This is a genomic window from Thermanaeromonas toyohensis ToBE (genome assembly GCF_900176005.1).
GTDB lineage: Bacteria > Bacillota > DSM-521 > Neomoorellales > Neomoorellaceae > Thermanaeromonas > Thermanaeromonas toyohensis.
This window is the reverse complement of record NZ_LT838272.1, coordinates 1,400,459-1,423,871: the sequence shown is the minus strand read 5'-3', so window position 1 is coordinate 1,423,871 and position 23,413 is coordinate 1,400,459. Positions and strand designations below refer to the sequence as shown.

Annotated in this window: 19 protein-coding genes, 6 tRNA genes and 1 CRISPR repeat array; all 25 genes read right to left on the bottom strand. The window is 53.9% G+C overall.

All coding sequences use genetic code 11. From position 1 onward, the window contains the following. Nucleotides 1-7: 7 nt before the first annotated feature. Nucleotides 8-409, bottom strand: coding sequence for a hypothetical protein (locus B9A14_RS07100; RefSeq protein ID WP_084665022.1), 402 nt, complete (start codon nt 407-409; stop codon nt 8-10). Between the two features lie 110 nt (nt 410-519). Beyond that, a tRNA-Ser gene (locus B9A14_RS07095) sits at nt 520-612 on the bottom strand. Nucleotides 613-715: 103 nt separating this feature from the next. After that, nucleotides 716-787, bottom strand: a tRNA-Gln gene (locus B9A14_RS07090). 6 nt (nt 788-793) lie between these two features. Next, nucleotides 794-868, bottom strand: a tRNA-Asn gene (locus tag B9A14_RS07085). Nucleotides 869-873: 5 nt separating this feature from the next. Then, nucleotides 874-964 (bottom strand) — tRNA-Ser (locus B9A14_RS07080). A 26-nt stretch (nt 965-990) separates the two neighbouring features. Continuing rightward, the gene (locus tag B9A14_RS07075; RefSeq protein ID WP_084665021.1) at nt 991-1,695 is read right to left on the bottom strand and encodes an RNA ligase family protein; all 705 of its coding nucleotides are present in this window, start codon (nt 1,693-1,695) and stop codon (nt 991-993) included. A 244-nt stretch (nt 1,696-1,939) separates the two neighbouring features. Beyond that, nucleotides 1,940-2,173 (bottom strand): DUF5678 domain-containing protein, encoded by a 234-nt coding sequence (locus B9A14_RS07070; RefSeq protein ID WP_084665020.1) that lies wholly within the window; start codon nt 2,171-2,173, stop codon nt 1,940-1,942. Between the two features lie 64 nt (nt 2,174-2,237). Then, nucleotides 2,238-2,387, bottom strand: coding sequence for a hypothetical protein (locus tag B9A14_RS17030; RefSeq protein WP_172839070.1), 150 nt, complete (start codon nt 2,385-2,387; stop codon nt 2,238-2,240). Nucleotides 2,388-2,511: 124 nt separating this feature from the next. Continuing rightward, nucleotides 2,512-2,584 (bottom strand) — tRNA-Ala (locus B9A14_RS07065). Between the two features lie 143 nt (nt 2,585-2,727). Then, a tRNA-Asn gene (locus tag B9A14_RS07060) sits at nt 2,728-2,803 on the bottom strand. A 282-nt stretch (nt 2,804-3,085) separates the two neighbouring features. Then, nucleotides 3,086-3,712, bottom strand: a complete 627-nt coding sequence (locus tag B9A14_RS07055; protein ID WP_084665019.1) for a type IV toxin-antitoxin system AbiEi family antitoxin domain-containing protein — start codon at nt 3,710-3,712, stop codon at nt 3,086-3,088. After that, nucleotides 3,648-4,550, bottom strand: a complete 903-nt coding sequence (locus tag B9A14_RS07050; protein ID WP_084665018.1) for a nucleotidyl transferase AbiEii/AbiGii toxin family protein — start codon at nt 4,548-4,550, stop codon at nt 3,648-3,650. Before B9A14_RS07050 ends, B9A14_RS07055 begins: the two co-directional genes overlap by 65 nt. Nucleotides 4,551-5,711: 1,161 nt before the next feature. Further along, nucleotides 5,712-5,897 (bottom strand): hypothetical protein, encoded by a 186-nt coding sequence (locus tag B9A14_RS18250; protein ID WP_422938464.1) that lies wholly within the window; start codon nt 5,895-5,897, stop codon nt 5,712-5,714. Between the two features lie 2,735 nt (nt 5,898-8,632). Beyond that, a CRISPR array of direct repeats spans nt 8,633-9,711; the repeat unit is 23 nt; unit sequence TTACAACCCCTTATAGGTGGAAA. 108 nt (nt 9,712-9,819) lie between these two features. After that, nucleotides 9,820-12,399 (bottom strand): ATP-dependent DNA helicase, encoded by a 2,580-nt coding sequence (locus B9A14_RS07040; protein WP_172839069.1) that lies wholly within the window; start codon nt 12,397-12,399, stop codon nt 9,820-9,822. Between the two features lie 25 nt (nt 12,400-12,424). Then, nucleotides 12,425-13,174 carry a hypothetical protein gene (locus tag B9A14_RS07035; protein WP_084665015.1) on the bottom strand — a complete coding sequence of 250 codons (750 nt, stop codon included), beginning with the start codon at nt 13,172-13,174 and terminating at the stop codon, nt 12,425-12,427. A 168-nt stretch (nt 13,175-13,342) separates the two neighbouring features. Further along, nucleotides 13,343-14,563 (bottom strand): hypothetical protein, encoded by a 1,221-nt coding sequence (locus tag B9A14_RS07030; protein ID WP_084665014.1) that lies wholly within the window; start codon nt 14,561-14,563, stop codon nt 13,343-13,345. 63 nt (nt 14,564-14,626) lie between these two features. Beyond that, complete coding sequence (locus tag B9A14_RS07025; RefSeq protein ID WP_084665013.1) at nt 14,627-15,562, bottom strand: hypothetical protein; 936 nt, start codon at nt 15,560-15,562, stop codon at nt 14,627-14,629. A 6-nt stretch (nt 15,563-15,568) separates the two neighbouring features. Beyond that, nucleotides 15,569-16,450 (bottom strand): hypothetical protein, encoded by an 882-nt coding sequence (locus B9A14_RS07020; protein ID WP_084665012.1) that lies wholly within the window; start codon nt 16,448-16,450, stop codon nt 15,569-15,571. A 556-nt stretch (nt 16,451-17,006) separates the two neighbouring features. Beyond that, a complete protein-coding gene (locus B9A14_RS07015; protein WP_084665011.1) occupies nt 17,007-17,687 on the bottom strand; it encodes a CRISPR-associated endoribonuclease Cas6 in 681 nt (226 codons plus the stop codon). A gap of 18 nt (nt 17,688-17,705) precedes the next feature. Beyond that, on the bottom strand, nt 17,706-18,749 hold the full coding sequence (locus tag B9A14_RS07010) for a hypothetical protein (protein ID WP_084665010.1): 1,044 nt from the start codon (nt 18,747-18,749) through the stop codon (nt 17,706-17,708). Between the two features lie 16 nt (nt 18,750-18,765). Beyond that, complete coding sequence (locus tag B9A14_RS07005) at nt 18,766-19,245, bottom strand: hypothetical protein (protein WP_157109812.1); 480 nt, start codon at nt 19,243-19,245, stop codon at nt 18,766-18,768. Then, nucleotides 19,232-21,001: a DNA methyltransferase gene (locus tag B9A14_RS07000; protein WP_172839068.1), complete on the bottom strand. Its 1,770-nt coding sequence runs from the start codon at nt 20,999-21,001 to the stop codon at nt 19,232-19,234. Before B9A14_RS07000 ends, B9A14_RS07005 begins: the two co-directional genes overlap by 14 nt. Then, nucleotides 20,991-21,185, bottom strand: coding sequence for a hypothetical protein (locus B9A14_RS17385; protein ID WP_172839067.1), 195 nt, complete (start codon nt 21,183-21,185; stop codon nt 20,991-20,993). The genes B9A14_RS07000 and B9A14_RS17385 overlap by 11 nt, the downstream gene beginning before the upstream one ends. Before the next feature lie 736 nt (nt 21,186-21,921). Then, nucleotides 21,922-22,857 carry a hypothetical protein gene (locus B9A14_RS06995; protein WP_084665007.1) on the bottom strand — a complete coding sequence of 312 codons (936 nt, stop codon included), beginning with the start codon at nt 22,855-22,857 and terminating at the stop codon, nt 21,922-21,924. A 178-nt stretch (nt 22,858-23,035) separates the two neighbouring features. Next, nucleotides 23,036-23,380 carry a hypothetical protein gene (locus B9A14_RS06990; RefSeq protein WP_084665006.1) on the bottom strand — a complete coding sequence of 115 codons (345 nt, stop codon included), beginning with the start codon at nt 23,378-23,380 and terminating at the stop codon, nt 23,036-23,038. Between the last annotated feature and the right edge of the window lie 33 nt (nt 23,381-23,413).

The following is a 23,413-nucleotide window of genomic DNA, read 5'->3' as shown; positions in this document are numbered from 1 at the left end:
GGGAAACTCACAGACAGTACGCCCCCGCCTGCAAGCCCCGTCCTTCAGGACGGGGTAGTTGACCCTGGGCCACAACTTCTATGTCCGGATCGATTCCTTGCAAATGTCGGGAAATCACCCCCACAAGGTAATCCTGGAGCCAGTGATATTCACATCCTGGCAGCCCCAGTTCGCGGCACCTCTCGAACACCAGAAACGGGAAAGCATAGTACGGCCTATCCCGCGCCGGGTCGAAAAGCTCTTTCAGTATCAGTTCGGGATCCTCCTGAAGCCTGGCGAACGTCCGCCTTTTGGCCTCCAGTTCCCTGACAGCCCGCGCGAACAGGCTGTCGATCTTATCCGAGGATTCCGTAATCGGTATTTTCTCTATCGCCCCGTCTGGAATGATCTCTAACTGTTCCTTTAACACGTGAGCTTTGCCCCCTGCGCCAAAACCGGCTTATTACTCTGTCGAACCGGGTAGCGCCAGAAATACTGGTTGTCTTCCGAAGGGGATCCCAGGAACCATGATTACTCACCTGGCGGAGGGCGGGGGATTCGAACCCCCGGGACGACCTCAGGGCCGCCCACCCGCTTAGCAGGCGGGTGCCTTCGCCGCTCGGCCAGCCCTCCCTATAAAACGCTGCCCGAAAACCAGCTCACAATATCAGATCCCAAAAACTGTACCAGCAAATCGCATCCTGGTAGGCAGCGTAATTGTTGTATGTTTTGCTAGCAGGGGCGGCTGGTTTCGAACCAGCGCATCGCGGATCCAGAGTGCGCTGCCTTACCGCTTGGCCACACCCCTACGAATTGGCAGGAGAGGCGGGACTCGAACCTGCAACCGCCCGGTTAACAGCCGGTCGCTCTACCATTGAGCTACTCACCTGCGCGTGGCGGAGGGGGTGGGATTCGAACCCACGGGGCCGACCAGAGGCCCAGCGGCTTTCGAGGCCGCCCCCTTTAGCCGCTCGGGCACCCCTCCGTGTGACAAACCGATACCTGCCCCAACTATCGTGACTGCGTCGCAGGCATCCAGTTCCATACCGGTCCGGTTCCGGTGTACTCCGGCAGGTACCTGCCGTCCACCTTGTCCGGCCTGACGTACTTGGCGAGGAAGTCCACCTTTTCCCGGCGTTCCACCCGCCATACCGCGCCCTCCACCGGGTCGACGGCACCGTGCCCCGAAGGCTCCAAGAGCTCCAGCACACGTCCGATGCTTATCGGCCCGCCGCGGTGGATGAGTCGCGGCACCACAAACAGGCCCTTGACCCTTTCCCAAAAGACTTCACGCGGCTCCCTCTCGTGACCACGCATCAGGTCGAAAACCACGAAGGGTTCGTGGGGCAGGACGTACCTTGTCCCGTGTGCCTGGGCCAGCCACTCGCCCACAAGCCTTTCGCCCTCCCTGAGCACCGCGCGGAACCTCTCCTCGTTCTCCCGAACCCACCAGGCGAACAGGTGGTGCTGCTCGTAGGGGGAAGACCAAGCCACGTAGCCCGCCCTCACCAAGGGAATTATCTTACCGCCCACCAGGGCGACGGCCACGCAACTCCCGTCGAGCTTTTCCTCGACGAAAATCTCGTCATGCCTGTCCCGGGCCTTTTCGGTGCAGATGCGGTGCTGCCCCTCGGAGACAGTGTGATCGCCGGGGCCGACCCGGGAGCCGATCAAATGCGGTATGTGACCGTAAGCCTTGATGCCAAGGGGCTTCACAAGCCTGCACCCCCCCTTTCGCCGTCGCGCCGTGCTGGATAGGTGCGGACGGCCCGCTCCGCTGGATCGGCGGGCGCGGTCAACCTTTGCGGGATTTTTTTGTCCTACTTATTTAGCGAGACCGCTGCAAGTTCCTCTTATTTCTATCCCACCACAGGAACCCCTAAACCCTGCCGGACCCGCCGGCCACCCCGCCGCCTTCCACCTTCGTCTAACCCCGTGCCGCTGCTCTTCAGCTTGCGTCTTAACGATAGCATCCGAAAAAAGGCTCCTCCCATGCTTCTGGTGCCAAACGAACCAACATGGGGCGGCGGCACCCGGCGGCGACGGCCTGCCGCAAGGCCTCGGCAGCTGAATCTCCCACACCAACGAGGGAATATCCGCTGATTGCGACCCACTTATCTTTAAACTTCACCACTAAGTCCCGGTAATTGTCCTCGAGAAAGTCAAGCTCCGGTTGGTGTACTACTCTGGTCAACTTTTACCCCTCCCGTCCCGTCTAGCCCCGCGACGGCGCGGGGCATTAAGCCAACCCAGCCCACCTAAAAAGCGGGAAGACGACAGGCCATACCCTTCACCAGTACCGCCAGGCGGGCCTCCGGCCCGTCCTCGCCCACTCGGCGTACCACTGCTCCCTCGGGTCGCTGTAGCAGGGCATCACCCACTTTCCAGCACCCCTGCAGTACTTTCAATCCCACCATAGGTTAAGAATAAACCCGCTGTTATCATTCCTTTTTTCTTTCCCTCAACTCCACCGCGGGCTAAATGTAAACAAGGGTCCTCTGCTCTGCCCACCCCGTTTATTTGCAGGAATGACGGAATCGGCCGAACTCGAATCGGCAACCCTCCGCTTGCGGGGCGGGTTTCCTGCCGATTGAACTACAATCCCGCGTGTGGGAAAGGCGAGGCCCGAACCCGCGTCCCGGGGATTTCAACGCCCAAATACCTAAAGGCAACCTGATAGTACCGGCTGCTCAAAACACCGCCAGCCATCTCAATCTTAGCCTGCACTGATGCAGACATACATTTCGCTGGCAGGGGAGGCAGGCCTCGAACCTGCGACATGCCGGTTAACAGCCGGCCGCTCTACCTGCTGAGCTACTCCCCTGCGCCGGACGTTGAAATATAGCTTATCCCCCGGAAAATTGACTGCCAACGTGCAGGATTTTAAAAAAGGGCTGCCCGCTAGCCCCTCCACAAAAAAAATAAAAAGCCAGACACCAACTCTCCCGGGGAACCTGTTAACGTTTTTGTCACCCCCGGGGTTCAGGTGGCCCGGCTCTTATTTTCCGTCAGCTATATTATACTTAAGCCAAAACTGCTGGTCAACCTAAACTTTGTTCCGCAATATTCGGTTCTCAGAAAGACGCATGACATAGCATTTTGCTTGCTACAGGTTTACCCGGCCTGTTCCCATGAGGACAGCAGCCATCTTCTCGCCGTAAGGGGACCCGAAGCCGCCAATGAACTCACGCAACCGCCCCATATCTAAATCCTCCAGGTACATGTCCTCCAGCATTGAAGCCAGGTCTTCTTCGTTGAGCTCTCGTGTCCTCAGATGCCGGATGTAGATCAAGTCCAGGAGCGCCTTCTCCGGCCACGCCGCGCGAACCCCGTTCCCCAAATCGCGCCACCCCCAGAAGAACCTTCGCGAGATACGGTGGTATTCAAAAATCGGTCCCCACGGCGTGCGGATAACAACAGGAAGTTTTAAGGTAACACACGTGATCGTGAAAGCTGTCTGACTGAGAATACTCTCAACCGAAAGAGCGTATTCAAGAGAAACATAAGAAGGCCAGCGCAATACCATTGCAACCTCTTCCACTGAAGGCGGCGAAAAGGGATTTGCATACCATTCGCGTGCCAGCCGGCGGACTACCCCACGGGCTACAAGGCGCGAAAGTTCTACCCGCAAGGTGTCTTTGGGTATACCGGTCATCTGCACAAGGTCGCTAAAGGCGAAAACCTTTTTGCGGTCGTTTTGCCGAAAAAAGTTTAGCCACTCGGTCAGCCGCATCGTTTTGGGCCTCCAATATATGTCTCAAATTCGTCGCAACAGTTGCAAGTAGAGCGGTGACCTTTTCGACCATTTCTTCCACCTTGGGAACGTAAAGGGGTGCGACAGAGCCGGGAAGAAACCGTACCATTTCTCGCTCCAGTGAAGCAACTCCTCCCTTGCGAATTCTTTCTGCTGCCGCTAGAAGCTTTTCGTAAAATTCGTCCTGATTACTCCCATAATCAGTAGCTTTCTGAGCGGTTAAAGAAACGTCAATACCTACGTTTCTGTTCTCGGATAAGAAAATGATATCCCACAGGTCCCTCCCTTTGATATAATCGCGCAACGCAATCGCAACTACCTTATCAGCCATAATTTCCGAAGGACTTTCAACCCTTACAGCAGGATTTAAGGGCGGCTGCTGAAGAACGGCAACATTGTGATGGTAGGAGAGAACATTTGCCAGCTCTATATTTATCCTTAAACTCCTCCTTACCGTGGCAGTTTTTGCTCGAAGAACAAACCATCTAAGGCTACCATTTTCTCTTTGCTCGTTAAGACTGGCCTCCTGGATAAAAGGGAAATTTTGCATGACAAATGTTTCGACACCATGAAGCCAGTGTTCTGCGGTACTAAATGCCTTACTGTCTCTGGCGGTAAACACAAAATCAAGATCCTCTGAAAACCGTGGGCTACCGTAAAAAAGCCGGAGTGCTGTACCTCCTTGAAGGACTGCATCGGAGAAAAACCTCTTAAGGCTCAAATAGGTTAAAACTGTTTTTTGAACTTCTTCACGAAAGATGACCTCGGCCTCCACATTAAAATGTTTACTGCGGCGCAGAATTTCATCCCATAGCAAGTGGCACCACCCGTTTCACATTGTATACTTTCTTGTTAATTTTGTCAAACCTAGCCCATCTACCGTTCGCGAAATTTGGCAGATATCTTCTAAAATCTAGAGGCGCTTTCTCCCGCTAACCCCTGCGGGCCCGTTCTCCAAACCGCGCCAGCCCCACAAATACTTTCGGGAAATCCGGTTGTATTCGTAAAATTCTCTCGTGTCTAGCGTGCCTAATAAATCCCTTTCAGGCAAAAACAAAATAATCCAATTTCCCCCGCTTGGCGAAGCAAGATCTTTGCTATAATCCCTTCTTAATAACTCCTTGAACGCGGAAGCAAAAACAGACTGGAACACCAGGCCGTGGTAGCGCAAACCGGGTAAGTTATAAACCCGTTTAACATTGAAACAAAACTGAACACCAGGTGCCGCCGCCTGGAATAAAAACCGTTATACCCCCTTTAACGGTAGAAACAAGCCCCAAATGGATCACAGGACAAGCAAGGCAGGTCATACGGTTATAACCCTTTTAAGGCAGAAAACCTTCAAGGTCGCCAGCCCCCGAGAAACCGACTTTCGTTACAACTCCTTTAAGGTAGAGACCGAACCGAGCGGGAAGCGGAGGAAGTGCGATTAGAACTCTCTGGTACAACCTCTTTAAGGTGGAAACCAAATGCGAATTTCAACATCTCATAGCCATCTCCCTATAGCGTTACGACCGCTTTAAGACAGAAACCAAACCCGGTACCAGGTCCTGCCGCTAATGCACCATGAGTTGGTTACAACCCCTCTAAGGTGCAAACCAAACTTTTACGGACTCGCGAAACCTGAGCAGGAGTGCTGGTGTCAGTTACAACCCCTTTAGGGTAGAAACCAAGGGTAAAAGATGCGGCTTGGGTAAATACAGACTTACCATGTTACAACCCCTTCAAGGGAGAAACCCAACTTGTTATTTCAGTTGAGCATGGAGTAAACCTAATTGTTACAACCCCTTTAACGTAAAAATCAAACTGGAGCTCTCGTAACACACGAATCACTCCAACACTAGTTACAACCCTTTTAAGGTAGAAACCCAACGCGTACTTGGGCCTGTATGAGAGTAAGCGGAAACGGGTTACAACCCCTTTAAGGTAGAAACCAAACTTTTAAGTTGATTTACGACGTGGCGAAGGGTAAAGAGCGTTACAACCCCTTTAAGGTAGAAACCAAACCCGCAGGTTCCTTCACCAGCACCGCGGCGATAGCTGTTACAACCCCTTTAAGGTAGAAACCAAACCTGGTACAAGTATAAACTCCGACTAAAGGCCATCCGGTTACAACCCCTTTAAGGTAGAAACCAAACCTAAAATGAACCTCCAACGATATCAAACCCTGTTACAACTCCTTATCTTACAACCCCTTATTGGTAGAAACTAAACGGTCCACCCACGTCGCGCCCGTATCGTTCTTCGCCAGTTACAGCTCGTTATAGGTGGAAAGTAAACTTCGACGTCCGAGGCGAAATGGCGGCAGCAATTAAAGCGTTACACCCCCTTATAGGTGGAAACTAAGGTTGTTGCAGACTGCCAGCGGGGTTTACCTTGTTACAAGTTACAACCCCTTATAGGTGGAAACTAAACCCCTGACGCCAAGCATTGGAACCGCGACCGCTCGAAGTTACAACCCCTTATGGGTGGAAACTAAACTTGTTTCTTGTGTTATAGTATTTTGTGGAGACTGCCCTTACAACCCCTTATAGGTGGAAACTAAACCCAACTTCTGGTTTAGAACCTTCTGGATGTACTTATCTTACAACCCCTTATAGGTGGAAACTAAACCCGTGGTACCCTGCCGCCCCGAGTACGAGGCTTACGTTACAACCCCTTATAAGTGGAAACTAGACCAAATTGCCTGGGGGCATACCTACGAACAGGTCATGTTACAACCCCTTATAGGTTGAAACTAAACAATAAAATCGTTGCTAAAAAGAGAGAACGTGGAAGGGTTACAACCCCTTATAGGTTGAAACTAAACCTGTGGTGTTTACCGTGGCCTCTAAAATTTCTACCGTTACAACCCCTTATAGGTTGAAACTAAACCTTCTGGCACTGCCGCGTATGGTGGCTATACCTGGAGTTACAACCCCTTATAGGTTAAAACTAAACCCGCGCGGGTTTAACCTTCACGATCTGGCTCTAAATCGTTACAACCCCTTATAGGTGAAAACTAAACGCGGATCCGGTTTCCTGGAAGACTTACCAGCATGGCCGTTACAACCCCTTATGGGCAGAAACTAAACAACCAATGCTGCCCCCACAATAGTGCTGATTTTCCCTTACAACCCCTTATAGATGGAAACCAAACCGGAGAATGGGAACCGCAAGAATATGGACCAGGGTTGTTACAACCCCTTATAGGTGGAAACTAAACGTTACGCCCGAGCTGTTGAAGCCCACCGTTTAGCGGTTACAATCCCTTATAGGCGGAAACTAAACGTGGAAGGCGCGATAGACACGGAGAGCCTTTTCGCTGCGTTACAGGCCCCTATAGGTGGAAACTAAACGGATTAGGGAGAGCAAGGGCCTTTCCATACGTGCCCGTTACAACCCCTTCTAGGTGGAAACTAAACAGGTACGCACTTCTTGCGTACGTATTGATTAGCAGGATTACAATCCCTTCTAGGTGGAAACTAAACGAACGTGAAGAAGTGGCAGAGGGCATCCTGCTAGCCAGTTACAACCCCTTCTAGGTGGAAACTAAACTTGCTGGAGGCCTTGGGAGCAGACGAAATTACCGCGTTACAACCCCTTATGTTACAACCTCTTATAGGTGGAAACTGAACCTTGCCCAAGCCCTGACAATTTTTAATATGCCTATTGGTTACAACCCCTTATAGGTGGAAACTAAACTCAGCCAGGGGACACGAAAAATGGGCAAAAAGGGTTACAACTCCCTGTAGGTGGAAACCAAAACGCTAAAGCATTTGGGTATAACGGGCGATGATGCGAGTTACAACCCCTTATAGGTGGAAACCAAACTTCTCTAGCCCGCACTTTGTCGGGTATGAGTACGTTCTTACAACCCCTCATAAGTGGAAACCAAACGCGACCCTTCCGACTGGACCGGGAACCCGTTGGCAACCGTTAAAACCCTTTATAGGTGGGAACTAAACGCTACCCGTTCAACCTCAGCTATATCAGACAGAAACCCTTACAACCCCTTATAGGTGGAAACAAAACTCACGCTCGGGAAGCAGGCCCGAACCCCCGAAGTGGCTTACAACCCCTTATAGGCGGAAACCAAACAGGAGATACAGCGCGATGCTGGGGCACAGACATTACAACCCCTTATAGGTGGAAACAAAACATCCTGCGCCACGCGCTGTGGACTACTTTGTTACAACCCCGTATAGGTGGAAAGTAAACCCTCCAGCACCTCCCTGGCCTGTACAGGATAGCTCCGTTACAACCCCTTATAGGTGGAGACTAAACCCTGTTTTGGTGGCCCTGAGGGCCTTTGGGGAGCGCGGGTTACAACCCCTTATAGGCGCAAACCAAACTCGGGGTCCTCTGGCCGACCCGGTTTTGATGATAGCGTTACAACCCCTTATAGGCGCAAACCAAACGCGTTTGATGTTTGGAAAGTAGGCGAGTTCATAAATCTCTTACAACCCCTTATGGGTGGAAACTAAACCGGAGAATGGGAAGCGCAAGAATATGGACCAGTGTTGTTACAACCCCTTATAGGTGGAAACTAAACCGTTGTGGACATGATTGGGCGAGGGGTAAAGGATCCGTTACAACCCCTTATAGGTGGTAACTAAACCATCAGTCTGAGCATCAAGAAAAACATGCTTTAGTGTTACAACCCCTATAGGTGGTAACTAAACCGTACCAAAGCTTGGTGTTTGGGTCGAATTTACGTTCGTTACAACCCCTTATAGGTGGTAACTAAACCAGGTTAACTGAGGTAAGTGACTTCCTCCCTACTCCGTTACAACCCCTTATAGGTGGTAACTAAACCCGGCACATAACGACCAGCACCCGAGCTTTTATATGCGTTACAATCCATATAGGTTGAAACTAAACTATTCCACAGCTAGCTAAGTGGGTGATAGCGACATAGTTACAACCCCTTATGGATGGAAACTAAACTGGCAAGGGAAAGCAATCATACTAGTTTATGACAGGTTACAACCCCTTATAGGTGGAAACTAAACCGGCAAAGGAAGACAGGGCTTACCCGCTAATCCACTCGTTACAACCGCTTATAGGTGGAAACCAAACTTCTCGGCCCACTGTGATATTTCCTGCCATATTTTACAACCCCTTATAGGTGGAAACCCGACTCAGTCAACATCAGCGCATGCATTTGCTCTTCATATGTTACAACCCCTTATAGGTGGAAACTAAACTATACCCTGCCATTGGCTGGCGACGCTCTGTTACAACCCCTTATAGGTGGAAACCAGACGCGTTCCCACACTTTCGCTTTTTGCGGAAGGTTAGCCTTATTACAACCCCTTATAGGTGGAAATTAAACAGCTCTTCCGGGCGCCGGATGGCCGGAAACTAGTGGGTTACAACCCCTTATAGGTGGAAACTAAACTTGTGGGTGAAATTTTTGCGGGGAAGCTTAAAAACAGCTTACAACCCCTTATAGGTGGTGACTAAACACGCTAGCTATCTTTTTGGAGAGCCGTAAGACTTATGTTACAACCCCTTATAGGTGGAAACTAAACTACCATACCGGTGACAGTCGGCGCGTTGTTACACTCCAGTTACAACCCCTCATAGGTGGAAACTAAACCCCTTCCTGCCCGGACGAAATGTTTGCCGTCCGCTTGTTACAACCCCTTATAGGTGGAAACTAAACCGCGGTAGACGTACTGGCTAGCTATTTCCAAGCACCGTTACAACCCCTTATAGGTGGAAACTAAACGCCTTCATGGAGTTCTACCAAGCCCACGGTAGTAAACGTTACAACCCCTTACAGGTGGAAACTAAACTCGCCTTCATTGAACGCGTGTCCCGCATAGAGATCCGGTTACAACCCCTTCTAGGTGGAAAGTAAACTATATTTCTATGCGTACACGCCAACAAGTGCATGATGTTACAACCCCTTCTAGGTGGAAACTAAACACTCATGCCGCAGCCGGCGCCTTTGCAGGGGCACTGGCGTTACAACCCCTTCTAGGTGGAAACTAAACTCCTGCTTGATAGCTCTTAGCTGCAAGCAGTCCTGGATACGTCCTGTCGTCTACCTCCGATTGCGAACAGATTGCTGAAGAACGACGCCAAACAGCTACGGCTCATGCGCTGAACACCGGTATCTCTTCATCAGGGCGCCCTATGAACACCGCGCCCGGCCTGCGCCCTATCTCCCTCTTTACCCTGTGGTAGAGAGCAGCCAGCACCGGCCGTTGGACAGGGGCTGCTTCGTCTCCTGCATCCTCCGTTTCAGCAAGCTCGGCCCACTCAGGCCGGGCATAGTGCGCCTCGGCAAATTCGGGCCTCGTTATTATTACAACCCGCCCAATGCCCGCCGGTTCGTCATTGCACCTCGATACCGCGGTGTACAGCAGCGACCGGTCTGCGAGCCTGTTGAGGAGGACGAGCACTACGTTTCTGGCCTGCCCGCCCTGGGCCTTATGCACCGTCATCGCAAACGCGCGCTCGACAAAGTAAGGTGCCTCTTCCTTCGTGTACCATACCTCCTGGAAGTCGCCCGCAACATCGTACACGACCGACAGCTCGTCCCCGCGCACCCTGTGCACTACCCCGGGAGTACCGTTGAACACGTGGACGTTCCTCCTCGGATGCCTTTTCTCGCGCACCCACCTGGGGTGGATGTCCGGCCGGTCGGCATAATCATTTCGCACCGCCACCACCGGAACCCCGGGGGCGAAACCCTGCGAAAACCCAAAGGCTGCAGCCAGGGCGTCGTTGAGGTCTTCCGCGCCCACGAGCCCCACCGAGCGATGCCTGCGAGGCGTCAGCACAAGCAGCTCACCCGGCGCGTCGGGCCATTTTGCGTACATCCCCCGGACCACCTCAACACACTTTTCCACTGCCTCAGCGGCTGACTTCGCATATATAACATCGATGCCCTTCGCTCTTTCGGGCAGTGGATATCCGGACCTAACGCGCCGTGCGGCATCGTAGATCTCCGACCCCTGGGCAACGCGGTGGTTCTGCGTCAGTTCCACCAGGCTGAACCCCGGCGTGCCCTCACGGGCGAGCCGGATCAGCGCATTAAACGTTCCGCCTGGCCCCACAGGGGGCAGCTGGACGGGATCCCCAGCAAAAACATACCGTGTCGCCGTACCGCAGTACCAGAGCAGCCTCCTCAGCAGCACGGGACCCAACATCGAACTCTCATCAACCACCACCAGCGGAAGTGCGTATTCCCCGCTGCCCTCCTCAAAACCAGAGGGGTCTTCTATAAAGACGTCGGCGTCCTCAGTCAGGAACCTAACAAAGCGGTGTATCGTCGAGGGATCCCCTGTAGTCTTCCGGGCAGCACGGTACGCTGCCAGCGCCGTCGGGGCGAGAACCGGTGCATGGTAGCCCCGCAGCACACGGTTAAGGGCATTCACCAGCCAGCGCACCGCCTTTGTCTTACCAGAGCCCGCTTCGCCCACCAGCACGGTCACCCTGTTCCGCGCCACGGACCTGGCGAAGTCCAGCTGCTCCTGGTCCGGTTTGCACCCTTCCTCTGTGGCAGCACGCGTGAACTGCTCCAGCAATTCGTCTTCGTCGATTTCGATGTTACTTTCCGAAAAGACCACATCCGCCAGCCGCTCTGCCGCCTTCTTTTCTGCGAAGTACACACCCGTCGCGTATACAGCAATGAACTTGTTGTTTTTCGGTACGATTTCAGTCTCCCGTGCTATCTCCTGGAAGGATATGTTAGTACCGTCCTTCTCGCTCCTGAGGCCTCCATGCAGGAAGCTCGCATCGCTCGAGTGCAGTACGTCCCACACCTGCCTTAGCAGCTCGGGACGCTCGGCGTCATTTCTTTTGAGGCCGGGCATTTCATCCTCCGCCGCATTGAGCATGGCTCCAGTGACCCGTTCCTTCCAGGTGAAAGAGTGCCCCCGATCCATTTCCCTCTTGACTAACTGCACGGCGGCGACGGCCGCCATTTCCTTCGCCCTTTCCCAATCGGAGCACCCCGTTGAGCGAAGTACAGCCTTTATCACCTGCCGTGTGAGCCCGTCGTCGTCCCACACCTGGGAAAGAACATACGGGTGTTCCCGGACAAGGTCCGCCACGTTTACTCCCCTGCGAGAAGCGCGGAAGCGGAGTGCTTTTGCAGCACTCCAGACGTAGCTGTAGTCCAGCTCATTCTCAAGGCCGCATGCCTGGAATAAACCCTCGAGCTGGTCCGCCCCCCACTTCCTCTCCCAACCTATCCACTTGAGGAACTTGTTTGCCAGTTCCGCGCCCACAGCGGAAATCAGGCCGTCGATCCGGTCCGGGGACGCTTCCAGAACGCACCTCGCTTCCTGGAGGCTGCACGCCTTAAGGTATCCAAGGCAGGAGCTGAACTCCTCAAACGAAATAGGAACACCGGTAATGTCTGCCATTGTAGCCAGGACATCAGGGTCCGGTGCCACTACAAAGTCCCCAGCCTTATGCACGTAAAAGCCCCGTCCCGTAGTTCTGTCAATACTGCACGGGACAAATTCTCCTCTCACTACGGCCAGGATGTTGGGCTTTATGAGCTTGCATACTTCAAGCACCGGCCCGGTAAATAGGTATTCTTCACCTTTGCGCGGGCCGTGAAAGATGTAAAACTTACCCCACGCCCCCGGGTCTTCCGCCCCGGCCTCCAGTCTTCTGGGAACCGAAATAACACGCACGCTCAGGGTCTCAGCTGCCGACACCATGATTCACCTCCACCAGAGTTTTCTATCTCTCAAGGTAAAGGGTCGCGCATTCCGGGGCCAGCAAAATCCCCGACGGTGCCCAGCACAGTTCGCGCATTGCCGGGTGCCAGTAAGGCGGCCTGGCTGCCGCACACACCCTCCGCCAACCCTTAGCGGCCCCGTCCGGGTACATGCCAACCGGTATGTAGCGCACGGGTGTCCCGCGCCACAACACCCCCCACGCCTCGGGGTCTGCGCCCGACGGTGCTGGCTGAATGTGGACGGCTTCAATCTGGCCGAAACCCGCCTGCCTCCCGACCCCCACCCCCCTTATCAGCGACAGGAGGTCTTTTAACCTCTTGCTGTCCCCAACGCAGAAAAACCGCACTCTTGGGACGCAAAGACAGAGGTAACTGCCTGGACGCGGCTCCTTCCACACATTGTCATAAATCCCTTTTGCAGCATCGATAAGCGCCCGTTCTGGGGCGGTTTTAACCCAGGATACACGGAGCGCGCTAACGTTGCTGGCATCAGGCACTATTGCAGCAGAGGCACAGTAAATCTTTATACCGTTCTTTTCCAGCACGGCTAGGGGTACATCGGGGTTGCGGCCGGGAGAAAACACGTCATTTTCCGGATCGAAGCCGTCCCCAGCAAAGGCCCGGTAGTAGCTACGCTGCTCCAGCGCCAGCGCGGCTACTACCAGTGAGTCAAAATGGAGCGGGTACACGGGCTTCTTATAGGGAAGCGCCAAGGGAGAAGCCAAGTACATATCTATAACGAGGGGTCTCATTTGGGAAGCCCTCCTTGCAGTTCTTGCCCTCTGTCAGCTTTGACCCGGGGCTTGGGCAGTGTGCCGCTCCTCACTATGGGTAGCACTTTTTAAAAATTGCTACAAAACAAGACTAATGCGAGGAACCAGCAGCACTGCCCTGCCTGTGGAGATACGATATTTAGCTCGTTATTTTTTCTTAGTTCTGCCAGGAGTTACTAATTTCTCTCGAAGCCATTCCAGATTTGTCCTAATGCTTTCGGCATTCTGGTCGACCCATGTCCAGAAATTTTGTGCTCTGGAACGCTCTTCAAATGTGGTATTATCCGCGAACCTTGCCTCCGCTTCGACCAAACCGAACCCCCTGCCGGCCATCCCCCCGAGCGTTGGCCGGGCAAGGACAAACTCTACGTACGCGTCAAAGCACTCTTCCATCCGGTCTTCACCCGGGTTCGGCAGCAGGTAAATCTTACATAGCAGCGGTGTTCCCGCAGGAATAAAGTGGACGACCTTGTATATGTTCTGTCTCCGCATAAGGCCAGAAATTTTGTTCGCTAGGGCCCCGATCTTGGCATCAACGGTGTCTTTATCGAACTTTACGTTCAGCCTGGCAGCGAGCTTCGAGGCAAGGTCATCAAAACTCGATAGATTGACACGCGAAAGCCCGTACATGAATTCTTTGAACTGCGCCGTTCGCGCTTTTTGCTCACCGGGCGGCGTGTCGTTGAAGTCAGTCTCGACCGCGTCCCCGAGCCCTTTGTTCAGTTCCGAGCAGAAAGCTATAAAACGCTCTATGCTTGCCCCTTCATCGCCGGCAACGCCTTCTACCTCCGTGTAAACTCCACTGAACTCCCGGTGCTCCTTCAGGCCGTCAGCGGGTATCGCGTCTCCCGCAAAACTATGGTTCTTGGGCAGTCCAAGCAACCCCCTCTCCACCAACGGGACTGCAAATGAGACCCCGAGGCATCCCGGAACCTGGAAGCTGCCGAACATTCCGAAAAACGGCAATTCGGTATAGACCTTCCGCAAGTCCTCGTGGCTCAAGTCGAGAGGTTTTTCTCCTGCCGTGTTTCTGCCTCCCTTGATCAAGGTTTCGGCAAGGGCAAAGCCGTTTTCGCCCGGGATCTCTACCCGGCCATCCTTTACATACCCCAGCCTAGCGAGGACGGCGCGTACGAAAGCACTGCGCGCTGGGCAGCGTACCCCGCTCCCGCTCACTACTGGCAGATCTACGCGCTCATACCCGTTACCGTCGTCTTTCCTCACAAATACGGGCATAGTCCTCCCGTAAACCGTTCCCTGTTCGCCCTGGGAATCGGAAGGATATGTCTGTATTACAGGGCTTAAAGTACGGTATTTAATAAACACCTCACGAACAGGCTTTAAGCTGGCAGCATCAAACTTGTTCATAAAAGTACCCTCCTTGCGTAATATTTGTTAAGTTATTCGGTGAATATTGAATACTGTTAACCTTCAATTGGTCTTGGCCAGAAAGACCACCAGTTTTTCCGCGGGAAACAAGCCCGCATCGGAGCAAAGCTGCTTGATCTCTTTGCTGGAAGCTTCAGGACTCAAGGCATCTAGTACACTCATCACCCTCCCGGGCCTGAATTGTACCACCGCATGCCCTCCTGCCTGGCTCCGGAGCGCCATCACCCACCCGTCCAGCGACCAGTTCACCGGTACGCCGAAGTAATAATGGTCCGGGTTTTTACCGTTGGGATTGCCCAAAACCAGGCAGAACGGAATATCTACTTCTCCGATACTCAGTCTGCGGATCGCGTCAGCCAGTCCGATTTTGGTTAGTCGTCCCGGTTCTGCCAGTAGCGCTTCCCCCCTCCCCATGTTACACCAGCTGCGGTCAGATTCCTTCTTAAACCTCCTGCAGCCCCCGCATACCCACAACGACTGCTTGTAGTTTATACAGCCTTCATCTGCCCAGGTAGATCTATATACAGAAGACTTCGTAGTACCGACAAATTCTCTCCTCGACCTGGCCAGCACCAGTAAGGGATCCCTTGCAATTACTGGGCCCCCGCATTCCCGGCACCACCCAACAACCTGGTCGGCCGCTCTTGGCAGGAACTCTCTGAGCGTTATCTTTGCACTGTGACCACCTATTTTGTTTTTGGCTTCTTCTTTAGTTTCTTCAGCACGCTCTCCGACCTTTTCTAACCAGCTCTCCTTCTTTTTACCGTTTTCGCCTTGTTCAAGAGAAGGGCTCTTCAGTTTGTTGCCCTCCCTAGCTTTGGCTCTCTTCCGGCGGTTCTTTTTGGTGCTCGCGGTAGCAATAGCCTCATCACTAGCATTACCTGAGGCGGTAAAATCGTAAAATTCATCAGCAAACGTGACCAGCTGGGTGAAAGTCACGCATGGGTGTAGGGGGCCCAAGTCCTTCCACTGCGTCACACGCCATCACCTCCTTTCGCCATCCAAAGCCTGGGCCACAAAGTTTGGCTTCCACCGGGCGAGTCGTTCGGCTAAAACCTCCGACAGTAGCCTTACGACCTTTCCAGCGCTTTCTCCATGAGGGAGGCTTTCCACAACAAGGAATGCTGCCGCTTCAGGACTGAAAACGTACTCTTCTATCCAGTCCGCCAGCCCGAACCGGAACCGGTCAAGCGCTCTCCACGCTGCCCATAACTCCGGCACGCCGAAGGCAGAAATTAACCGTAAGCTCACTCCGGAAACAATATCTGCCAGTAACTCCCCAACATCATCCGGTACCCTACTGCTGGCAGGCGTGCTAAGGTGCATCAGGGCATGGGTGGACTCGTGGACTGCCACGGCAAATTCCAAGGCTTCCCACGGGAAGCCACAAACTGTCCGTGAAAATTCTATTACCGATTTTCTGTACAGCACTACAATATTTTGCCGCGGAACATATTCTCCAAACAGGCGTTCCACTGGAAGAAAGTTTCCTGCTGCCTCAACAATGTCGAAAAATCTTCCTCCCCCAAATACCTTAGGCCAAATATCTGAGATGTCCACCTGAAATTTGCACTGCGCATACTGCTCTTCAATCTCATTCCGGCTGATAGCTGCCATCTTGCGGAAACACAAGAAGGCATCTGCCCCGCCGCCCGTTGCCAGCGACGCCTGCCTAAAAGGCAACGTCACTGCTGAAAGGGAAGCCGAAGCAAAAAGTGGCGAAAGGTAAGCTGAGGTACAAACTGGTAAAGGCCAGGCCCAGTCGAAAACCCCTAGCAGGTCCTTAACTGTCCTGGCAATTGCTTCGGCAGGCCAGGCAATTTCCACGGGTTTCGTGCTGTTCCTTTCATTTTGTTCTTCTGACATAGCCTATTTATCTACCTCCTCATAGGAAATCACCGCGAAGACCAAAGAAAATTCACCCTTGCCGGGACCGTGTCGACGGTTTCCTCTAAAGCCGGGAGTTACCCCTTATAGGAAAATTAGAGCCCACCTTGTTCGCGCAACACTTTTTGGCAACTTCTTTCCTCGCAATCCTTCGTTGGGTTAAAACGAGCCCTGAATCAAAACCTCCGCGTCCAAGCCTTTTTTGGCGTTTTAACCGGTAAAGATTACAAACCGTACTCAGCTGTCTCAGTTCAACGCCATGAATGAAGTCAAGGTTTACGATCCCTTGCGGTCGGAAACCATCCAGGAAAGCCACCTACCGAAAGCTATGGGCTTACAACCCCTTAAAAGGTAAAAACTATGCCAAGCAAACGTCTGGCATTACTCCTCCACCTGCCATATTAATTACAACCCCTTAAAAGGTGGAAACCCTACCCGAGCGTAAATCTCAATCGCATCAACCCCTGCTACCTATTTGCGTGCCGTCGACCCCTGCTCTTGGGAAAAACCCCAAGGGATCGACGGCTGCCACATCTCAAATAATAAAACCGAATCCGCAACTCGGCTTCTGCCCCAGCCCAACACACTGCGCGAAAGTCAGCATCTCATCGGGGGCGCCAAGCCGCACAATCCCGGAGAACGCCAGCAAATTGCGCCCCCGGTATTGAACCAGTTTCTGCCGAACGGAACCGAGAAACTCAAACCGAATACTTTCTGGAGAAACTTCATTTCCCGTCAGGTACGCCCAACGGTTAGTCAGCGACCTAGCTACCGCATCCGCAAATTCTCGCTCCCTTGGCGTCCAAAACCCCCTTTCTTTTAGCTTTGCTGCCAAGACTGGTGCTCCTGTTTGGTAAGTTGCCCGCCTCGACAACGGCTCCTCCGTTACCACTGCTGGCTTCAGCACAGCATTTCCTATCTTTACAGTACGACTTTTTTGTACGCCCCGCGAAACCATCTCAAGCACCCATGGAAGGGCGGATGCAAACCGGAAAACCCACACCCCATTCTGTGAACCCAGGCCTTCTGGCGTAAACACTGGACCGACTGGCAGGAAAGAAAAAGTAAACAGGCTGTACTTCGCCGTATGCACTCTCCCACCGTCGTCAATGAACCCGTAGAGCCAGGGCTGTACGTAATCCCGCCAGCACCACGGAATCCGGGCCCCCGGCTTGCTCAACATTACAGTTACTATTCTCGACTTCGGTAAGACCATTCAACAACGCTCCTTCCTTCAATTTGCGTCCGGCACCACCGTGGTAATATCGCCACAGAACCTGCACACCCGGAACCAAAAAATGGTGTCGGGCCAAATAACATTCTGCAGGCCCATGCGCTTGGTCTCACCCACTATAAACCTCAATGCCTCCTCCGTTGCGCTGTCCCCCGCCAGGGGGTTCATCCACACGAATATCTCCTCCACAGGGGTGTTGCCTGCCATCACCGTAAGCGATATGCAGTCCACAACGGGCGCCATCTCGCCCAAATGGCCGAACAGGTTCACGACACCCCACAGGGGCCCCACTACACCGACCGGCCTGTATGGAACACAGGGCGTCTTGCGTTCGACGTAAACCCCCTGCATGGGTACCTTCTCAGAATAGAGCCCCGGAGCCAAAAGCTCCACCACCTCCAGTTCCACCCCCCTCCCCTTCTGGACGTACCACAGCAGTGCGGTGCGCAGCCTTCTCAGATACGCCGAGTAACCAGCCGGCCTCTCTTCCACAGAAAGGTCGGCACCAGTGCCCCCCGCCGCCCAGCTGGAGAACGTATGAAAGGGGATTACTGCCGCTCCGTCGGCTCTCTCAGTTATCTCCGGTAGCCCGCCGACGTCTTCCAGCTCGTCCCACAGCTCGGGGTCCGGCCACCAGCACACCTGCCGGGGGTAGGGGAAGCCGTCCGGCCGCGCCTCCTTCTCAAACGTGCGCCGCCCGAGGCCGTACTTTGCGGGCAGGCAGGCCGCCACCACGTGCCCCCACCCTTCCCAGTAGGCCACCACCGGCCCCAGCTTCTTGCCGCGGCGACTGGCTGGGAAAATGTGCCATTCCAGTTCAGCTATCTCCCGGATGCACTGCTCTGATGTGCTTTTATCCAAGAGCAGTTCCGCAACCACAAGCACTCCACTTTTCTTTCTATGTGCTACTACAGTGATTGTTATTTCTTGTTTACCAGGTAGCACCAGTGTGAGTTCAAAGTCTTCCCGGGTCTTGTCCACCTCGGCCTCCGGGATGTTCGTGAACCGTAAGGCCAGGCAGTCGGAATATTCTGTTACCATCATGGTTTCCATCTCCCTTTCATTTTGACAATTTCAGCTTTTTAACAAATGGTAGACCTTCCAGTTCCAAAAGCGGCACCAGAAGAGACACCGTGCGGTAGACCCCGTTATCCGCTTCTACCGTTCGGAACGAAGAGACACGCTTTAAAACCCACCGCCGCAGTGCCGGTAACCTAATGACGTAAACTTCTTCCGTCCCTTCGAGGAGGTAGACCAGGTACTCGGCCTTACTGGCGAGGCCCCATCCGGGAGTGCCGGTAACATCGTCGCTGATGATCTCAAACACCAAATTCCCGGTCCGGTGAGCGATGCAGTCGGTCTTATATTCTACTGGAACCTTTCGGCCGTCCACCAGTTCCAGCACCCTGTCGATGCCGGTCCCTCGCCAGCCGGGATCGTCTGAAACGTCCACTATCCGAACGTTCTTCCACAGCCCGTTCAGCTTCCGCTCTCCCGCTTTCCCTATCTTTAGCTGCCTGGCAAAATCATAGGGCACCAAGGGGCACCTCCACTCTTACTGCGTCTAGCCGCTGTTCTATCACCGGCCGCATCCTCTCGTCGGTTTCATACCCGATAGACGAACGTCCCAGCCTTTTGGCCACCGCCAGTGTCGTGCCCGTGCCGGCAAACGGATCCAGCACCGTGCCGCCCTGGGGACAACTGGCACGTATTATCCTCTCCAGGAGTGCTTCCGGCTTCTGGGCGGGGTTCGCCGGGACCCCCTCGGCCAGCCAGATGGTCTCTGCTGCACTGCGTGCCGGTATTTCCCACACATCCCTGAGTTGCTTCCCATCGTTTTCCGCTCTCAAGCCCTCGTAGTCAAAGTAGCTGGGACGGGGTCCCTTTGTTGCGAAAAGAATGGTCTCGTGGCTCGGGACATACATATCCTGGCGTGCCAGAAGAGGGGGAGCGTTCTTTTTGTACCAGATTATGTCATTTTGGATGGTGAAACCGGTCCTCCGCATTGCCACCGCTACGTCAAAGATGTTGTGGAGTGTGCCGGATACGTAGATGCTGCCGCCAGGCTTCAGCACCCGCCAGCACTCCTTCAGCCAGAGCTCTGGGTCCGGCACGTTCTCCGGCCTGTCCCACTCGCCCTTGTCCACCGGTGCCAACTCCCCAGAACGCACGGTAACCCCGCCGTCTGAAACTCCATAGGGAGGGTCGGCGAAAATCAAATCCACGCTCTCATCAGGCACTTCCTCCATGTTCAGGCAGGACTTATAGTAAACCCTGGGTTCCAACTTCCGCAAAACTTCCATGCGTTGCCTCTCTTCTTCTAGCCTACGCCGCTCGGCTTCGGCCTCTGCCGCCTTTCGGGCCTGCCATGCCGCATATGCCCTTGCATTCTCCTCCAGCCAGGCCAGAACGTCAAGCTTCGCCTTCTCGCATCCCGACTGTGTGTTCACTTCCTTCTCCTTTAGCAGTTTGACAAACTCTTTGCGCGGCTTTACCGTTATTTTTTCAGCCGTGTCCTTTTCTACGTCTACAACCCATATCTCAGTTTCTTCAGGCAGGGATTGGTACAGTTCAAATGCCTTGGCTATGACGCCAGCCCAGCGGTCGCCTGCCTTCCGCTGAAGGTCGGCAGCGACCTGTTTCCTGAGTTCGGTCTGGTCGAGCCAGCCGGCCAGTTCGGGAGGAACGCTTACCTTCTTGGCTTCGGCCACAGCCTCTTCAAGAACACGAGAGGACAACTCCTTTTCGGCGGCCATTTGGCACAGCCAAGGCCAATCCTCACGGTCGGCACGGGAGATGATGCGAAGGTGGGTCGCGGTCAGCGAATCTAAATTTGTCGCGCGCGCGACACATTCCTGGTAAACTTCATAGGCTGCCATCAGGTCGCTGACCGTGTTGTGGGCCATTCCAACCCTCCGTGCGTACTCGGTCACGGAGAGCCCGTTGCGGCTGTACTTCTGCACCGCCTCCCAGGCGTGCTTCCCGCGCTCCAAAGGAGTCAGCTCGCCCTGCTGGTTGCTCAGGAGGAGCTCCATAAAAGCCTCTTCATCGGTCATCTCCCTCACCCAGCAGGGTACTGTTTTCAAGCCAGCCCGCTTTGCCGCTTCCAAACGGTGATGGCCGGATACCACCTGGTACCCTCCATTCCACGGACGCACCACAATAGCATAACATTCTTGAAAACCTTGCTCCCTTATGCGGCTAGCTAGAATTTCTACTACGTCCTCGCGCACCTTTAGCCGCGGGTTGTCAGGGTGTGGATGCACTATTTCTACTGGTACATGCTCAAGGTTCATTCTTCTCGACCACCCCAAAGTCAAAGTCTGCCGGTACCAGTCGCAGCAACCGGTAAGCCAAGCAGTATTCCGGGCAATCCCCTTCGAGATGTTCCGGGCAGCTGCGGCAGCAAGCATCGACTTCTGTGAAAATGGCCTTTATGAGATCACAGCTCACGGGGCAACAATCTATAAGGTCATTCATGGTCTCTCACCTCCACTGGGCCAATGTCCGGCAAAAACTATCTGGGAAAGCGGAGAAAATAAGCCCCTCCTCCAAAAAAGAAAATCCCGGAAGAAAACTTCCGGGCTTCTAAACACTTGTCCCCCTTGGAGTCAGATAGAACTTTCAGCAAAGAACGGTACGCGCGTAACACCATGCTGTAGCCGGGAACTCTACCCGAAGAAAAAGAAAACCGCCCGCAAAATTGGGCGGCCTCTTATTTTTCTTTCTTCGAAGACAAAAAACTCACTGCCCAGGGATTCCTGTTAACGTTTTTGTCACCCCCGGGTTTATCACTCGCACCTCTCGGTTGTTTTTGTTATTATATTATACGACGTCATCGCATCGCAGTCAATCCCTCTTCCGTGTGGAATTTATTATGCACTGCTCCGGCAGTATATGATTCCTTCCCGCTGTTGACCGTAGTTCCATATACCGCAACGCTGTCCGCGCCTTAGCGGACGTCCCTCCCATTACGTAGGTAAGAAAAGGCGCGGCTTTTAAAAAGCCGCGCCTTTATTAATATATGCGTATCTACGCAGAATCTACTAATCATGATCTACGCATTTCCCCGAAAACCGCTATGCGTTGAATCCCTAAGCTTTACGGGATTGCCGATTTCGATATTACCTCCCATTCCTCTTCGATATTACCTCCCGTTGATTTCGATATTACCTCCCGTTCCGCTTCGATATTACCTCCCATTGGGGCTTCGATATTACCTCCCATCCGATTTCGTGCATAGTCTCCCTGCCAGTTCAAATACGTAAACATCACCTTCTACGTAGTAATCACGTATCATGATGGGGTTCAAAATACCGACCACTCTTTCCACCGACCGCCGCAGCTCAGTCCTGTGCGAATTTCTGAAGCCCGTAATGTCAGCCAGGGTGCTTACAGCAAGAGTGATCTTCTCAAGCGGGACCCTCCCTGCCAAGTAATACGCAAGGTTTTTGGTGGCCGTCCTCAGCCTCCGCGGCGCCCTGTGCGCGGCCTCCAGTGCTTTGACCGGAAAGGGGACCGCCGGCAGCATCTCGAGCATAAGGGTATACATTGCGGACAGCTCTATTTCCAGCGGCTGTTTGTTGACCGGCAGCTCTCTGCCGTTCCTGACCGCTATGCGCGATACGCGGTCTATGAACCCGAACGTCTCGTAGCTGATTTCCTCTATCCTTCCGTGCTGGTCAACACGGCGTATCACCGGCTGCCCTTTGATCGTTAGCCACCGGGCCAGCGTGAGGGCCATCTCCAGCGGACCTATCACCTTCTCCTTATCGGCCACCAGCTTCCCGGTCCAGGAGAGGGCCAGCGTCTGCGCAAGCTGCCGGTAGCTCGTCTCAATGACTCGGTTTTCCGGGTACCCGGAGGTCCGGTACAGGTGCCCCGCGGCCACAATAACATCCCTTACCAGGGGCATCGTCGGCTTCAGCTGCCTCAGCAGTTCTCTCGGGACCAGAAAGACCCTGCCGTCGTCCGGCCACTTCCACGCTATTGCGTCGACCTCCTCCCCCGTATGCATAGCGGTCGCCCCCACCACGTTTCCCTTCGGAGGCACCCGGGTAAGCTTCACGTCCCGGGCGACGTTTCTGTCCACAAGGAGGACTGGGTCGCCGCAGTCCCATTCCCACCTCGCGCCTTCTACGGCCTTCGTCAACGACTTTGCTCCCCTTTCCCCCAGTCTTCAGCGATTATTTCCCCCTAAAAAAAACAAATGCCCACCGTCCCGGTGGGCCTGTTAACACGCCATGTCACCGGGTAGGGCTATGCCACAACAAATGCATGCTCGCTTTCGGGTTCTCCAGAACGTACCCGTACCGGCACAATCTAAAAGTTTACCTTTTTGCCGACAAGAGCGAAGCGGCCTGCTGCATCAAACTGTCAGCTATACTGCGCAAAACCGCGGCCACCTGCTCCGGTGGAGTGTCCTTTGCTGCGAACGCCCGGGCTGCTGCGGATATTTTCCCCGTACAATCCCTGATGCTTTTTAGTGCCTCACCGTTACAGCCTCTTTTTATCCTTTCCACCCGCAGCCGGTACCTGTCCACGATTTCCTGCGCCTGCTTGCTAACTTCAGAAGATGTTAGCTGCAGGTTTTTGGCTTTCTCGGCCAGCAACACCACGTCGTCGGCCAGGTCTTTTGCTAAACGGTACACCTTCCTCGCGTCCGACTTTCGCACCCACCCAGCTCCTTTCCTAATGCCGCCACCGTT